At 71.2% G+C, this 13,352-nt stretch carries 15 protein-coding genes; 10 read left to right on the top strand and 5 right to left on the bottom strand.

Annotated features, from left to right (window positions below; translation table 11 throughout):
* Positions 1-22 precede the first annotated feature (22 nt).
* From ACGFY5_RS02210 to ACGFY5_RS02190, 5 genes are read left to right on the top strand one after another with little or no spacing between them, the layout of a single operon-like run.
* Positions 23-1,288 carry an MFS transporter gene (locus ACGFY5_RS02210; RefSeq protein ID WP_392716379.1) on the top strand — a complete coding sequence of 422 codons (1,266 nt, stop codon included), beginning with the start codon at positions 23-25 and terminating at the stop codon, positions 1,286-1,288.
* A gap of 21 nt (positions 1,289-1,309) precedes the next feature.
* The gene (locus ACGFY5_RS02205) at positions 1,310-1,777 is read left to right on the top strand and encodes a hypothetical protein (RefSeq protein ID WP_392716377.1); all 468 of its coding nucleotides are present in this window, start codon (positions 1,310-1,312) and stop codon (positions 1,775-1,777) included.
* On the top strand, positions 1,777-2,385 hold the full coding sequence (mqnB, locus tag ACGFY5_RS02200; RefSeq protein ID WP_392716375.1) for a futalosine hydrolase: 609 nt from the start codon (positions 1,777-1,779) through the stop codon (positions 2,383-2,385). The genes ACGFY5_RS02205 and mqnB overlap by 1 nt, the downstream gene beginning before the upstream one ends.
* Before the next feature lie 17 nt (positions 2,386-2,402).
* Positions 2,403-3,224: a 1,4-dihydroxy-6-naphthoate synthase gene (locus ACGFY5_RS02195; protein WP_392716373.1), complete on the top strand. Its 822-nt coding sequence runs from the start codon at positions 2,403-2,405 to the stop codon at positions 3,222-3,224.
* Between the two features lie 51 nt (positions 3,225-3,275).
* On the top strand, positions 3,276-5,267 hold the full coding sequence (locus ACGFY5_RS02190) for a hypothetical protein (RefSeq protein ID WP_392716371.1): 1,992 nt from the start codon (positions 3,276-3,278) through the stop codon (positions 5,265-5,267).
* Here the strand turns inward: ACGFY5_RS02190 and ACGFY5_RS02185 are convergent.
* A complete protein-coding gene (locus tag ACGFY5_RS02185; protein ID WP_392716369.1) occupies positions 5,264-5,650 on the bottom strand; it encodes a cold-shock protein in 387 nt (128 codons plus the stop codon). The genes ACGFY5_RS02190 and ACGFY5_RS02185 overlap by 4 nt on opposite strands.
* A 157-nt stretch (positions 5,651-5,807) precedes the next feature.
* Between ACGFY5_RS02185 and ACGFY5_RS02180 the strand changes: the two genes are divergently transcribed.
* The gene (locus tag ACGFY5_RS02180; RefSeq protein ID WP_392716367.1) at positions 5,808-6,074 is read left to right on the top strand and encodes a hypothetical protein; all 267 of its coding nucleotides are present in this window, start codon (positions 5,808-5,810) and stop codon (positions 6,072-6,074) included.
* A 42-nt stretch (positions 6,075-6,116) separates the two neighbouring features.
* Here ACGFY5_RS02180 and ACGFY5_RS02175 read toward each other — a convergent pair whose 3' ends face one another.
* Entirely contained in the window at positions 6,117-6,734 is a 618-nt protein-coding gene (locus tag ACGFY5_RS02175; protein ID WP_392716365.1) for an HAD family hydrolase, read from the bottom strand.
* Positions 6,735-7,137: 403 nt separating this feature from the next.
* On the opposite strand from ACGFY5_RS02175, the gene ACGFY5_RS02170 reads away from it, so the two are divergent.
* Positions 7,138-7,329 (top strand): hypothetical protein, encoded by a 192-nt coding sequence (locus ACGFY5_RS02170; protein ID WP_392716363.1) that lies wholly within the window; start codon positions 7,138-7,140, stop codon positions 7,327-7,329.
* Positions 7,326-7,601, top strand: a complete 276-nt coding sequence (locus tag ACGFY5_RS02165; RefSeq protein ID WP_392716361.1) for a hypothetical protein — start codon at positions 7,326-7,328, stop codon at positions 7,599-7,601. Before ACGFY5_RS02170 ends, ACGFY5_RS02165 begins: the two co-directional genes overlap by 4 nt.
* Before the next feature lies 1 nt (position 7,602).
* Here ACGFY5_RS02165 and ACGFY5_RS02160 read toward each other — a convergent pair whose 3' ends face one another.
* Positions 7,603-7,788: a hypothetical protein gene (locus ACGFY5_RS02160; RefSeq protein ID WP_392716359.1), complete on the bottom strand. Its 186-nt coding sequence runs from the start codon at positions 7,786-7,788 to the stop codon at positions 7,603-7,605.
* A 63-nt stretch (positions 7,789-7,851) separates the two neighbouring features.
* Positions 7,852-8,259: a membrane protein insertion efficiency factor YidD gene (gene yidD / locus ACGFY5_RS02155; RefSeq protein ID WP_392716357.1), complete on the bottom strand. Its 408-nt coding sequence runs from the start codon at positions 8,257-8,259 to the stop codon at positions 7,852-7,854.
* Between the two features lie 89 nt (positions 8,260-8,348).
* Between yidD and ACGFY5_RS02150 the strand changes: the two genes are divergently transcribed.
* Complete coding sequence (locus tag ACGFY5_RS02150) at positions 8,349-10,712, top strand: helicase-associated domain-containing protein (RefSeq protein WP_392716355.1); 2,364 nt, start codon at positions 8,349-8,351, stop codon at positions 10,710-10,712.
* Here the strand turns inward: ACGFY5_RS02150 and ACGFY5_RS02145 are convergent.
* Positions 10,709-11,455, bottom strand: coding sequence for a L,D-transpeptidase (locus tag ACGFY5_RS02145; RefSeq protein WP_392716353.1), 747 nt, complete (start codon positions 11,453-11,455; stop codon positions 10,709-10,711). The two genes, ACGFY5_RS02150 and ACGFY5_RS02145, sit on opposite strands and share 4 nt — an antisense overlap.
* A gap of 233 nt (positions 11,456-11,688) precedes the next feature.
* Here ACGFY5_RS02145 and ACGFY5_RS02140 point away from each other — a divergent pair, with 233 nt between their 5' ends.
* Positions 11,689-13,350 carry a DNA repair helicase XPB gene (locus tag ACGFY5_RS02140; protein WP_392716351.1) on the top strand — a complete coding sequence of 554 codons (1,662 nt, stop codon included), beginning with the start codon at positions 11,689-11,691 and terminating at the stop codon, positions 13,348-13,350.
* Positions 13,351-13,352: the final 2 nt, after the last annotated feature.

Below are 13,352 nucleotides of genomic sequence, written 5' to 3'. Positions count from 1 at the left end.
CTTGGCGACCGCGTGGTCCCGCGTGAAACGGGCCCGCAACGCCGACGGCGCCGACCAGACCGGCCTGCACCGCATGTTCGACCTGCACGCCCTGTCCTGCGCGGGCGACGCCCTGGTCGCGGTCGGGCTGGCCGGCACGATCTTCTTCAACGTCCCGGTGGGCGAGGCGCGCGTGCGGGTCGCGCTGTACCTGCTCATCACGATGGCGCCGTTCGCGTTGCTGGCGCCGCTGGTGGGGCCGGTGCTCGACCGGTTCCGGCACGGGCGGCGGTACGCGCTGGCCACGACGATGCTGGCCCGCGGGTTCCTGGCGTACGCGATCGCCGACCAGCTCGACACCTGGGTGCTCTATCCGGCGGCGTTCGGCGTGCTGGTGATGTCGAAGTCGTACGGCGTGGCCCGGTCGGCCGCGGTGCCCCGGCTGCTGCCACCGCGCATCACGCTCGTGGAGGCGAACGCACGCGGCTCGCTGGCCGGGACGATCTTCGGCGCGCTGGCCGGTGGGATCGGTGCCGGGCTCGCCCAGTTCGGGGCCGGCTGGTCGTTGCGCCTGGCGACGGTCGTGTTCCTCGTCGGCATGGTGCTGTCGCTGCGGCTGCCTGCGGGCGTCGACTCGGACAAGCCGGAAGTACTCCCCCGGGTGTTCGCCCTGCTCGCGCACTCCGAAGCGCTCAAACTCTGGAACCTGCCGGTCTGGGCCGCGATCACCGCGGGCGGCACGCTGCGGGCGGTGTACGGCTTCCTCGCGCTGTTCATGGCGTTCCGGGTACGCACCGACGACCTGCTCCTCTCACCGCTGGCAGCGCTCGGGGCAGTGGCGGCGGCGCTGGCCTCCGGCGCGTTCGTCGCGACGCTGATCGGCACCCGCCTCAAACTGAAACGACCACTTCTGCTGGACGCGATCGCGGTGGGCGGCGTCGCGTTCGGTGCCATGGTCGCGGCGGTGTTCTACTCGCTGCCAGCGCTGGTGCTGCTCGCGTTCGGCACCGCGCTGGCGAGTGGACTGGCGAAGCTCGCGGTGGACGCGGTGATCCAGGAGCGGCTGCCGGACGAGTCGCGGGCCAGCGCGTTCGCCCACTCGGAGACGATGCTGCAGATCTCGTGGGTGAGCGGCGGTGCCGCCGGGCTGATTCCGGTCAGCGGCCAGTGGGGGCTGTTCCTGGTGGCTCTCGTGGTCGCGGCGGTCACGCTGCGGGTGAGCGCGTGGGCGTGGGCGTCGCACCGGGCCGCAGTGGCGCCCCCCACTGCGCCCACGTCGGAGTGGACCCACCCAGCGGGTGCCCGGTAAGCCGAAGTTATCTTCTTTGGTATGAAGCGTGCCTTCGCTCTTGCCCTGGTAGCGGCCTCGCTCGGCCTGGTCGCGGCCTGCGACAAGCCCGCGCCCTACGCCACCGTGGCCAGCGGCGGCGACTCCGCCGGCGGCGAAGCCACGGCCTGGTGCTTCGAGGACGGCACGTTCAACGGGTCCACCCCGGGTGACGACTGCAAGGCCGGCCCGGCGAACGCCGGACGCATCGACGTACGGCCCGGTTCCACAGTGCAGGTGGACGTACCGCCGAACGTCGGCGAGGACGGCTGGACGGCGGCGCTGGCCAGCTCCGACGGCAACATCGCGCCGGTGTCGTTCGTCCGCAAGGGCACGAGCTGGATCCGGTTCACGGTGCCGACCGACGCGGCCGGCGGCAACACCTACGTGCTCGAGCTGCTCGCGCTGCACCCCGGTGAGAACGCGGAGAAGGCCCGCGGTCTCTGGCGGTTCGTGCTCGACGTCGACTGATGCGGGTCCTGTTCGTCACCGCGGTCCAGGCGGAACTGGACGCGGCGGGCGTTACCGGGCTGGTCGGCGGCGTGGGCCCGGTCGCGGCCGCGGTGAGCACGGCTCGAGCACTGGCGGTCGAGAAGTACGACCTCGTCGTCTCGACCGGTCTGGCCGGCGGGTTCAGCGACCGCGCGCCGATCGGCTCGGTCGTCGTCGCTTCGACCACCCGCTGGGCAGACCTGGGCGCCGCCACCGACGAAGGCTTCCTCGACCTCTCCGGGCTGGGCCTGGCCGGCGGGGACGTGCTCCCGTCGACCGGCGGTCGCGCCGTGACCGACGCATTGTCCGCCGCCGGCGTTCCCGCGCTCACCGGCGAAATACTCACGCTGTCGACGATGACCGGCACCGACCGGCGGGGCAGCGAACTCGCTGCCGTCCACCCTTCGGCGGTCGCGGAGGCGATGGAGGGCTACGGCGTGGCGTGGGCGGCGCGGGCGGCCGGTGTCCGCTGGGCCGAACTGCGCGCCGTGAGCAACGTGATCGGGCGCCGCGACCGGAGCGCGTGGAACATCCCGGCGGCGTTCGAGGCGCTCCGCCGGGCCGTGGGGGCCCTCTCACAGATCTGACGGTTACCGTTGACGCCATGCGGATGGCGTACTCCCCCTGCCCCAACGACACGTTCGTCTTCCACGCGCTGGCGCACGGACTGGTGCCGGGTTCCCCACCGGTGACGGTGGACTTCGCCGACGTCGACGTCACGAACGGCGCCGCGGAACGCGGCGAGTACGACCTCGTCAAGGTTTCGTACGCCGCGCTGCCGTGGCTGCTGGACCAGTACACGCTGCTGCCCTGCGGTGGTGCGCTCGGGCGCGGCTGCGGGCCCCTGGTGCTCAGCCGGGGCTCGGACAGCGTCGAGGGCAAGACCGTCGCCGTTCCCGGCGACCGCACGACCGCGTACCTGCTGTTCCGCCTCTGGTCGTCCGAGCACCCGCCGGCCGAGGTCGTCGTCCGGCCGTTCGCCGAGATCATGCCCGCGGTGGCGGCCGGCGAGATCGACGCCGGTCTGGTGATCCACGAGGCCCGCTTCACCTACCAGCGGTACGGGCTGCACGCCGCGGCCGACCTCGGCGAGTGGTGGGAGTCCACCACCGGCCTGCCGATCCCGCTGGGCGCGATCCTGGCCCGTAACGATTCCACCGAGGTCACTCCTGCCCAAGCCGCCAAGCTCGTCCGCGCCTCGGTGGAGGCCGCCTGGGCGAACCCGGCAGCGAGTCGCTCGTACGTCCTCGAGCACGCGCAGGAGATGGAGGACGACGTCGTCGACCAGCACATCGGCCTGTACGTGAACGAATTCACCCGCGATCTGGGCGCCGACGGCTACGCGGCGGTGGACGCATTGCTGGGCCGGGCCGCCGAGGCCGGGCTGGTTCCCCCGGTGGCCATCCCCCGGTTGTCCGCCGTTTAGCGACACGGTGTTACCTGCGTACGCATCCTGACCGACGATCGCGGAGTAGCAGTGAAACGAGCAGTACCGGTTCTCGCGATCCCGGCCGCCTGGATTCTGCCGTGGGCCACGCACGAACTCCGGGTGGACGGCGTCCTGCCGGTCCTCCTGCTGCTGGGGATCGCCTCGCTGCTGCGCGGCGGCCGGACGCTGCTCGACCGGGTCGCGCTCGCACTGCTGCTGTTCCTCGGGCTGGTCAGCGCGGTGGGGCTGGTGTTCTCGGTCTGGCCGTGGGGTCTGGACCCGGTCGCGGTGGCCAGGACGGGCTTCCTGGGCCTGATCGCCGGCGCGCTGATCAGCCGCCGCACCCCCCGGCTACCGCTGAAGGTCACCTGGGGCGACGCGCTCCTCGTCGTCGGCAGCGTCGGGCCGGCGGTGTTCCTCTGGTCGTCGTTCTGGGGCAAGTCGGCCGCCGAGCGGCTGGCGATGATGATCGGCGCGGAGGACCTGGCCCGCCACTTCACGATCTTCGACACGATCCGGTCGGTCGGCGGGTACCTGCCGTTCCACCGCGACGAGGTCGCCCGCCAGGTGATCCCCGGTGTGGTCGACTACCCCCAGGCCTCGCACCTGTTCAGCGCGCTGATGGACAACTTCGCCCGGTCGTCCACCGACCTCGGCGACGGGCTGGTCGCGTTCGACCACTACCTCGCGTGGAATCTCGTCGGCTACGGCATCCTGGCGTTCGCGCTGGTCTGGGCCGTGCGCTGGGTGGGCGGGCCGACGCTGCGCGGCTGGCGCCTGGTCGCCGCGACCGCCGTGATCGCGGGCTGCACCGGCGGCGGCTACCTGGTGTCGCTGTTCGACCGGGGCTACCCGAGTGAGGCGCTCGGTCTCGCGTTGCTCGCGATGGTGTTCGCGCTCGCCGCGCGGCCGGTGCGGGGTCCGTGCGAGCAGATGCTCCTGCTGGCGGCCGGCCTGGTCGGCGTCAGCTTCACGTACTACTTCTTCCTGCCGGTCGCGGGCGCCGGGGTGCTGATCTGGGCGCTGTTCTACGCGCGTTCGCGGACACGCGGCCCGTGGCGACTCGGCGCTGTGGCGATCGCGGTGCTGGCCGCCCCGCTCGTGCTCGTCTGGCCGGTGTTGTCGCTGCGGGCAGGCGTCTCGCCCACGAAGGCGCTGCTGCCCGACGTCGGTATTCCGGAGGTCGACCGGCGGCTGGTCATCGCGCTCGTCGTCCTGGTGCTGCTCGGGGTGCTCACCCGCGCGGGGCGGCGGAACCCGATCTGGCGGTCGGTGGGCGCGCAGATCCTGTTCAGCGTGCTGATGGTGGCCGCGATCGGCGGCTACCAACTCGTCAACACCGGCGGCGTCTCGTACTACTTCGAGAAGGCCGTGCACGGCGTGCTGATCTGCGGTTTCGTCGGGTTCGGCGCGATCGCGCTGTTGCTGCCCCGGGACCCGTTCAGCTGGGGCGCCGGCCAGGGCGGTGCCGCTGCGGCGCTCCGGCGGCTGGCTGCGTTCGCGCTCCCGGCTGGCGCCGCGGTGGCGGTCGTGGCGCTCGGGTACGGCCTGCTGGTGCCCGACCGGATGCTCGGTACCCGCACGTCCGACCGCGGTGGGATCACCGAGCCGGACGCCGGTACCAGCCGTGGACGCGCGTTCCACGGCGACAAGCTGTGGCGTCCGACCGACGGCAAATCAGCGGTGAACACGTACCGGCTGTTCCCGGACGGCAACGACGGCACCGTGACGCTCGTGGTCAGCGCGTACCGGCTCTACACGCCGTCGCTGTACCTGGCCGGGTTCCGACGCCAGGGCGGCGAGGCGGCGAGGCCGGTCAGCGGCATCAACGGCTCGAAGGAGCTGAAGACGCTGGAGCACGTCGCCGAGGTGAGTCCGCGGCCGGTGCGGTTCGTCGTCTCGCGGGACGACCTGGCCACCGGCCTGCGGGATGTCGCGAAACGGCGCCCGGAACTGAAGATCGAGCTGGTCGTGCTGCCCGATTACCAGATCCCGACGCCGCCGGCCCTGCCGCCTCCTCCGGGCGGGAAGAAGCGCTAGACCTCTAACTCCCTGGCGACCGCGTGGACGAGTTCGGCGATCTTGCGGGCGTTCTTGCGGTCGGGGTAGCGGCCGTTGCGGAGGTCGGGCTGAACGCGCGCCTCGAGCACCTTGATCATGTCCTCGACCATGCCGTGCAGCTCGTCGGCCGGGCGCCGGGTCTGCGCCGCCAGCGAGGGCAGCGGGTCCACGACGCGCACGGACAGCGCCTGGTCGCCCTTGCGGCCGGCCGCGACGCCGAACTCCACCCGCGTACCGGGCTTCAACTCGGTGACGCCCTGCGGTAACGCACCCTTGTGGACGAAGACGTCGCCGCCCTCGTCGCGGGCCAGGAAGCCGAAGCCACGCTCCGGGTCGAACCACTTCACCTTGCCGGTCGGCACGTCCTGACCCCGTTTTCGTCTCGTGGCGATAAACGGGGGCCGCGGTGCGCCGCCTGCCCCCTGCTTAAGGCTAGCGACCCGGACGCTCGTCAACCAACGGAGTTGCCCTGGTCACTGGGTGACACCCCGGAGCGATTGCTGCTCGTAGGCTGATCGCGTGGCGAGTACCGAGATTTCCGCGCTGGCGCGTCGGCCCGGACGCTGGTTGTTGCGGCTGGGGACGGCGTGTTTCGTGGCGGGCATGGTGTTCGTGGGGATCGTGTTCCTGCCGTTCTTCGCCGGCTCGTCGGCCCAGCCGGCGCTCGCCGCGGTCGGCACGATGCTCGGCCCGCTCGGCTTCGTGCTGGTGCTCGCCGGCATCACCCGCCAGGCCCGCGCCAACAACCGCGCCGCCCGCGAAGCCCTCCGCGCCACCCGCGACTGACCGGGCTTGAACCGTTTGGTGGGGTATACCCCACCAAAACGTTCAAGCCTCCGCGTGCGACTTCAGCCACCCCGGGAACTCGGTGAGATCCTCCAGGACCACGTCCGCACCGGCCGCGCGAAGCGCGTCGGCCGCAAAGGGGCCCGACGCGACCGCGACGGACACCGTTCGCGCGGCTCTGGCGGCGGCGATGTCGGCGACGTGGTCGCCGACATAGACGATCGCGCCCCGCTCGGCCAGCGCCGGCCCCTTCCCCGCCGCGTAGACGTTGCCGACGAGGTCGTCGACCGGCAGGCCCAGGTGCTCGACGTGCAACAGCGCGCTTGGCGCGTACTTGCTCGTGACGACGACCGTGCTGCCACCCAGCGCCCGCACCGCTTCCAGCGACTCCACCGCCCCCGGCAGCGCGATCGTCGGCGCGATCCCCAGCGTCGGGTACAGCGCGCGGTAGCGATCGACCATCGCCGGCACCTGCGCGGCCGGGAACCAGTTCGCGAGCTCGTCGGGCAACGGCGGCCCGAGCCGTGACGTCACGAGCGCCGTGTCGACGTACACGCCGGTTTCTGCGGCCAGCGCGTCGTACACCGCGCCGATACCCGGGCGACTGTCGATCAGCGTCATGTCCAGGTCGAAACCGACGACCGGCGGAGAGAGTGCCACGCCCCCAAAGTTACGTCGGAGGCGCGGCAGGGAGGCGGTCAGCTGCGCCCGCCTGCCGCGCCTCCTGTGCGACGTCGCACGCCCTTCCTAGGTCCGCCACGTTGCAGACCAGGCGACGCCGCCGTCCCGAGTAGCCACGACCCACTTGTCAGCCGCTACCCGAGGAGCCGGAACAACCGTCCTGAGCTGGGCGAAGGCTGAGAACCTACCCGACAAACGGTCATTTGACCCGAAATGTAGCATAGGTCTCATGTGTGGTCACGACCTGACCACCGACCTCGGGCGAGGTGCAGCACCGGATACCCACAGGTATCGCGAAGATCCGACCGGTAATCACATCCGGTCCCCATCGTGGGTCACAGTTCTCTTGCAACTCCCGGCCTGGACCCGTGCAGGAGGACCAATGAGCAACGACTACCTGGAACACGCGACCGTCTACTTCTGGGACGAGAGCGGTTCCTTCAGCGCGGAGTCCGAGCGCACCGGCACCACCGCCCACCGTCCGTACCCAGGCCGCCGCGGCAGCACGAGCAAGAGCCGTCGCTGCGGAGGGGCTCGACCCGGTACCAGCGAAACGCCCAGGAGGCACCCGTGATCGGGCAGGACGCCGAGCGGCTCAGCCGCCACTACTCCGTCTGGCAGCGCCTACGAGAAGCGCGCACGCTCGCCAGGGAGGCCGACGACCTCACGTTGCTCGCGTACGCGCGTGACGACCTGACCGACCTCTCGCTCGCACTCTCGGAGTTCCTGCGTCTCCACGAGCCGCGCGACGGTTCGCCCTTCTGCCCGGAGTGTTCCGGCACGTGGGCACGCGTCCAGTGGCCGTGCCCCATCTGGCAGAACGTCGAGAAGTCTCTCGGCCGCTAGATCAGTGGTGAGCGGCGCCGTCGCCGCTGTCGGGGTGCACGTAGTCGATCCGGTCGGCGGGCAGCGGCAGCGGGATGTCACCGAAGGGGCTGGACGGCCCCTGGTGCTCGCCGAGGAACTCGCTGACCGCCAGGTGCCCGTCCTTCACCACCGCGTTCTTGCTGGTGTGCTTGGCCTCGGACGCCATCGTTCCTCCTCGCTAATGCTGACGAGCACACGATGACCCATCAGCTGACCAGTTACAAGTTTCTCACCGGACAGGGTCGGGAGTACCCAGCGGGACTCCCCTCGTACACCGCTTGATCCGCGTCGCGATCAGCCGGGACCCGTTGAGCAGGCCGTACCTTCGCACGGCCTGAGCGCCGTACTCGCTGCACGAGGGCAGGTAGCGGCACTGCGTGGGCAGGTGTCTGCTGAGCAGACGCTGGTAGGCGCGGATGAGCACCACGCCGCCCCGGCCGGCCACGGTCGAGCGGGGTCGCAGGTCGGGCGTCGCACGCAGGAACGGCACCAGCAGGAGGAGCGTCCCGAGGCTGAGCATGTTGAAGTTGCAGTCGCAGCCGTCGCAACCATCCAGGTTGTCGCAGCCGTCGCAGTTGCACCCGTCGAGCGCGTTCGCTCTTCGTTTTCTGCGTGGTTTCTTGTGCCGACGTTTCACGGCCGCAGACTGGCACCAACGGGCCAGGTGAGGTCCGTCCGTGTCGGCATGCGGACCGTTGAGGCCAGAAACCGGTTAGCGTCTATTCGGTGAGCACGGCGAACCTGGCAGACCACTACCGCGCGCTGACCGACGAACAGCTGGAACGGCTGTTCGCCGCGCGCCCGGATCTGGCCGTGCCGGTGCCGTCCGACTTCTCCGTATTGGCCCAACGTGCGCACTCCCGGATGTCGGTGGCCCGCGCGCTCGACCACCTCGACCGGTTCCACCTCGAAGTGCTCGACGCGCTGCGGCTGGTGGTCGGTCCCGACCACCGCGCCGACCGTGAAGAGGCGCTGGATCTGTTGCGCCACGCCCCGGAGTTCTCGGCGCGGCGGGCGCTCGACCACCTGGTCACGCTCGGGTTGGCGTGGCCCGACGGCGAGACCACGCTGCGGCTCCCGTCCACCCTCGAAGAGGTCGCTTCCCGGTACACCGCGGGTCTCGGGCGCCCGATCGCGGGGCTGATCCACGACGAGCGCAGCGACGACCTCGCACCCGTGCTCGCGGCGCTGCACCTGCCGTCGGTGCCGCAGCCCGAGGCCACGGCGATGATCAGCGACGCGTTCGGCGATCCCGTCCGGTTGAAGACCCTGCTGGACGCCTGCCCGCCGGAAGCGGTAGCGCTGCTGGAGCGCCTGGCCGGCGGCGGCAACCCGGTGGGTGCGGTGCGGGAGGTCCGCCGGCCGACCGACCCGTCCGACGCCGACACACCCCTGCGCTGGCTGCTCGTCCACGGGCTGCTGGTTCCGCTGGACGCGTCGACCGTCGAACTCCCCCGCGAGGTCGGTCTGGCCCTCCGTGGCGACCAACCGTTCGGGCCGGTGCACCCGACCGAGCCCGCGCCGACCCCGACCGCGACGGTGACGAAGGACCGGATCGACGGCACCGCCGCTGGACAGGTCCTGGAAGTGCTCCGTCAGACCGCTTCGCTCCTGGACGGGTGCGCCGACGACCCGCCGCCCGTTCTCAAGGCCGGTGGCCTCGGAGTCCGCGAGCTGCGTCGGCTGGCCCGGGCCGCCGGGGTCGACGAGCCGACCGCCGCGCTGCTGCTCGAGGTCGCCCACGAGGCCGGGCTGCTCGCCCGTACGACCGACGCCGACCCGACCTGGCTCCCGACGTCGTCGTTCGACGTCTGGCAGGCCACTCCGGCGGAACGGCGCTGGACGCAGTTGGCGGGTGCCTGGTTGACGATGGCGCGGATGCCCGCGCTGGTGGGCACCCGCGACGAGCGTGATCGGGCGATCGCGGCGCTGTCGGTGGAGGTCACCCGCTCGGCGGCCCCGACGCTGCGCTCGCAGACGCTGCACGTCCTCGTCGAGTACCCGGGGCCGCTCAGTGAGCCCGACATCGTGAGCGTCCTGGACTGGCGGGCGCCGCGTCGCAGTGGCCGTCGACGGGACGAGGTCATCAGTGAGCAGCTCGGCGAGGCGACGACGCTCGGCGTCGTCGCGCAGACCACGCTCACCGCGTTCGGCAAGGCCCTGCTCCTCGGCGAGGACCCGGTTCCGCTGCTGGCCGGGCTGCTCCCCGAGCCCGTCGACCACGTGCTCGTGCAGGCCGACCTCACGGTGGTGGCCCCCGGGCCGCTGGAGCCCGCGCTCTCCGCCGAGATGGCGCTGGTCGCGGACGTCGAGTCCGCCGGTGCCGCCACGGTCTACCGCCTCACGCCGGAGAGCGTCCGCCGTGCGTTGGACTCCGGGCGCTCCGGCAGCGACCTGCAATCGTTCTTCACCGCACGGTCGCGGACGCCGGTTCCCCAGTCCCTGACGTATCTGATCGACGACATGGCGCGGCGGCACGGTGGGCTGCGCGTCGGCTCGGCGTCGGCGTACCTCCGCAGCGACGACCCGGCGCTCCTCGCGACGGTGCTGGCCGACCGGCGCTGCGTCGACCTGAACCTCCGCCGCATCGCCGACACCGTGCTGGTCAGCTCGACTGTCGTCAACCGGGTGGTCGAGACGCTCCGCGCGTGCGGGTACGTCCCGGCGGCCGAGGACGCCGGCGGCGGCCTGGTGCTGGGCTGGCCGGAGGCCCGTCGGGCGCCGGCACGGATGCCGCGCAGTACCCCCCGCGGAGCGAGCGAGATCTCGCTCGACCAGGACTACCTCGCCGGGGCCGTGGTGGCGGTCAAGCGTGGCGACGAGGCCGCGCGGGCGGCACGGCGGGCGCCGGTGCTGACCCAGCCGGGTGAGGCCGACCCCGGTGCCGCGTTGGGCGTCCTGCAGCAGGCGGCGCGCGACCGGGCGCGCGTCTGGCTCAGTTACGTCGACGCCCATGGCGGCGTCACCGCGCGCATCGTCCGACCGGTCGCGGTCGGGGGCGGTTACCTCCGCGCGGAGGACGACCGCACGGAGACCGAGCACCGGTTCCAGCTGCAGCGGGTGGTCAGCGCCATTCGGACGCCCGACTAGAAGACGTGGACCGCGGTGCCGGCTGCCGTCAGGTCGGTGACCTTCGCTGCGTCGTCCTCGAGCAGGCTCACGTGGAACTGCTGCTGGAAATTCTCGGTGATCGTCGATTCACCAGCGGGGGTGTCCTCGGCGCGGACGACGACCGGGGCGAAGACCACCGAGCCGCCCTTCATGACCCACAGCGTCTGGTGCGACAGGTCGACGCACACCGTCGTGGCGTCGGCATCGGCTTTGCAGGAACCGGCAGCGGACGCGTAGAGCCGGTCGGCGATCTGCGCGGTGGTCTCGTCGGCGAAGCCGGTGACGGTCGGCAGCCCGACGGCGGTCTGGAACTTCTTGATCGCGGCGCAGTCACTGGCGTCCTGCGAGGCGTCCATCGTGATCTGGCCGAAGCGGGCGGTCTGGCCCGAGAGGTACTGCTCCACCCGCGCCTGGCCCGGGCCGGTGCGTCCGCAGTTGCCACCGGAGCGGGACGCCCGGTCGTCGCCGACGCGAGCCGGGGCGGCGAGCGCCGACGGGCTGCTGCTGTCGGAGCTGCGGGCGACCATGGAGACCGCCCCGTAGGAGATGCTGCCTGCGACCGCGGCTGCGGCCATCCCGGCGAAGGCCACCTTCGCGGCCCGACCGGCCGGGTTCTCCCGACGCCGCCGTCCGCGGTTCCGGGTGTGCTTGCCGCGCGGCGCTTCCTCAGCGATATAGATGAGTTCTGTGGTTTCGGCTGAGGATGAATGTCGTCCGGGCACGAGCTGAAGGTTACGCGCGCGTCACACGAAATGCCGAGTCTCCAACGCATTCCGTTCCGTCGCGCACGTATCGTTGCTGGTCAACTGCCCTTTGTGACAGTTGGCACTGCGCGATGCGTACGTGATTAGTGACGCTGGGCGGTTGAATCCGTGATTCATCCCTCCAGAGAGGCCGGTCCGGCCGGCACGACCGGCCACCTGCGGCCGGGCTCAACAGGAGGGACACTTGTTGCGTGCCTAACGGACCGCTCATCGTCCAGTCGGACAAAACACTACTGCTCGAGACCGACCATCCCGATGCGTCAGCGTGTCGGATGGCGATCGCGCCGTTCGCCGAACTCGAGCGTGCGCCCGAGCACGTCCACACCTATCGGCTGACGCCGCTGGGGCTGTGGAACGCACGTGCGGCCGGCCACGACGCCGAGTCGGTCGTCGACGCGCTGGTGCGCTTCTCGCGTTACCCCGTTCCGCATGCGCTGCTGGTCGACGTCGCCGACACGATGGACCGGTACGGCCGCCTGCAGCTGCTGAACTCGCCGGTGCACGGCCTGGTGCTGCACGCGCTCGACCGCGCGGTGCTGGTCGAGATCACTCGGAACAAGAAGGTCGCCCCGATGCTCGGGGCGAAGATCGACGACGACACGGTCGCGGTCCACCCGTCCGAGCGCGGACGCCTCAAGCAGGTGCTGCTCAAGGTCGGCTGGCCGGCCGAGGACCTGGCCGGGTACGTCGACGGCGAGGCCCATCAGATCGACCTCGCCCAGGACGGCTGGACGCTGCGCTCGTACCAGCAGGAAGCCGTCGAGAACTTCTGGGCCGGTGGCTCGGGCGTCGTCGTGCTGCCTTGCGGTGCGGGCAAGACGCTCGTCGGTGCGGCCGCGATGGCCGAGGCGAAGGCCACCACGCTGATCCTGGTGACGAACACCGTCGCCGGCCGGCAGTGGAAACGCGAGCTGGTCGCGCGCACCTCCCTCACCGAGGACGAGATCGGCGAGTACTCCGGCGAGCGCAAGGAGATCCGCCCGGTCACGATCGCCACCTACCAGGTCATGACGTCACGCAAGAACGGCGAGTACCGGCACCTGGAGCTGTTCGGGGCCCGGGACTGGGGCCTGATCGTCTACGACGAGGTGCACCTGCTGCCGGCGCCGATCTTCCGCCTCACCGCGGACCTGCAATCGCGCCGCCGGCTGGGGCTCACGGCCACGCTGGTCCGTGAGGACGGCCGCGAGGGCGACGTGTTCTCCCTGATCGGCCCGAAGCGCTACGACGCGCCCTGGAAGGACATCGAGGCGCAGGGCTGGATCGCGCCGGCCGAGTGCGTCGAGGTGCGCGTCACGATGACCGACGCCGAGCGGATGACGTACGCCGTCGCCGAGCCGGAGGAGCGCTACCGGGTCTGCGCCACCGCGCGCACGAAGATGCCGGTCATCCGCAAGCTGGTGGAGAAGCACCAGGGCGAGCAGGTGCTGGTGATCGGCGCCTATCTCGACCAGCTGGACGAGATCTCCGCCGAGCTCGAGGCGCCGGTGATCGAGGGCAAGACGACGAACAAGGAGCGCGAGCGGCTGTTCGACGCCTTCCGCAAGGGCGAGATCAGCACGCTGGTGGTTTCCAAGGTCGCGAACTTCTCGATCGACCTGCCGGAGGCCGCGGTCGCGATCCAGATCTCCGGGACGTTCGGGTCACGCCAGGAGGAGGCCCAGCGGCTGGGTCGCGTCCTGCGACCCAAGGCGGACGGGCGGCAGGCCCACTTCTACACGGTGGTCAGTCGCGACAGCCTGGACGCCGATTACGCCGCCCACCGGCAGCGGTTCCTCGCCGAACAGGGATACGCCTACACGATCGTCGACGCTGACGACGTGATCGGCCCACCACTGCCCGACGTCGGCTGACG

This window comes from Cryptosporangium sp. NPDC048952, from assembly GCF_043197895.1.
In the GTDB taxonomy this organism is placed as follows: domain Bacteria; phylum Actinomycetota; class Actinomycetes; order Mycobacteriales; family Cryptosporangiaceae; genus Cryptosporangium.
Note: the sequence above shows the minus strand (reverse complement) of the source record. Positions and strands in the feature narration are given on the sequence as shown.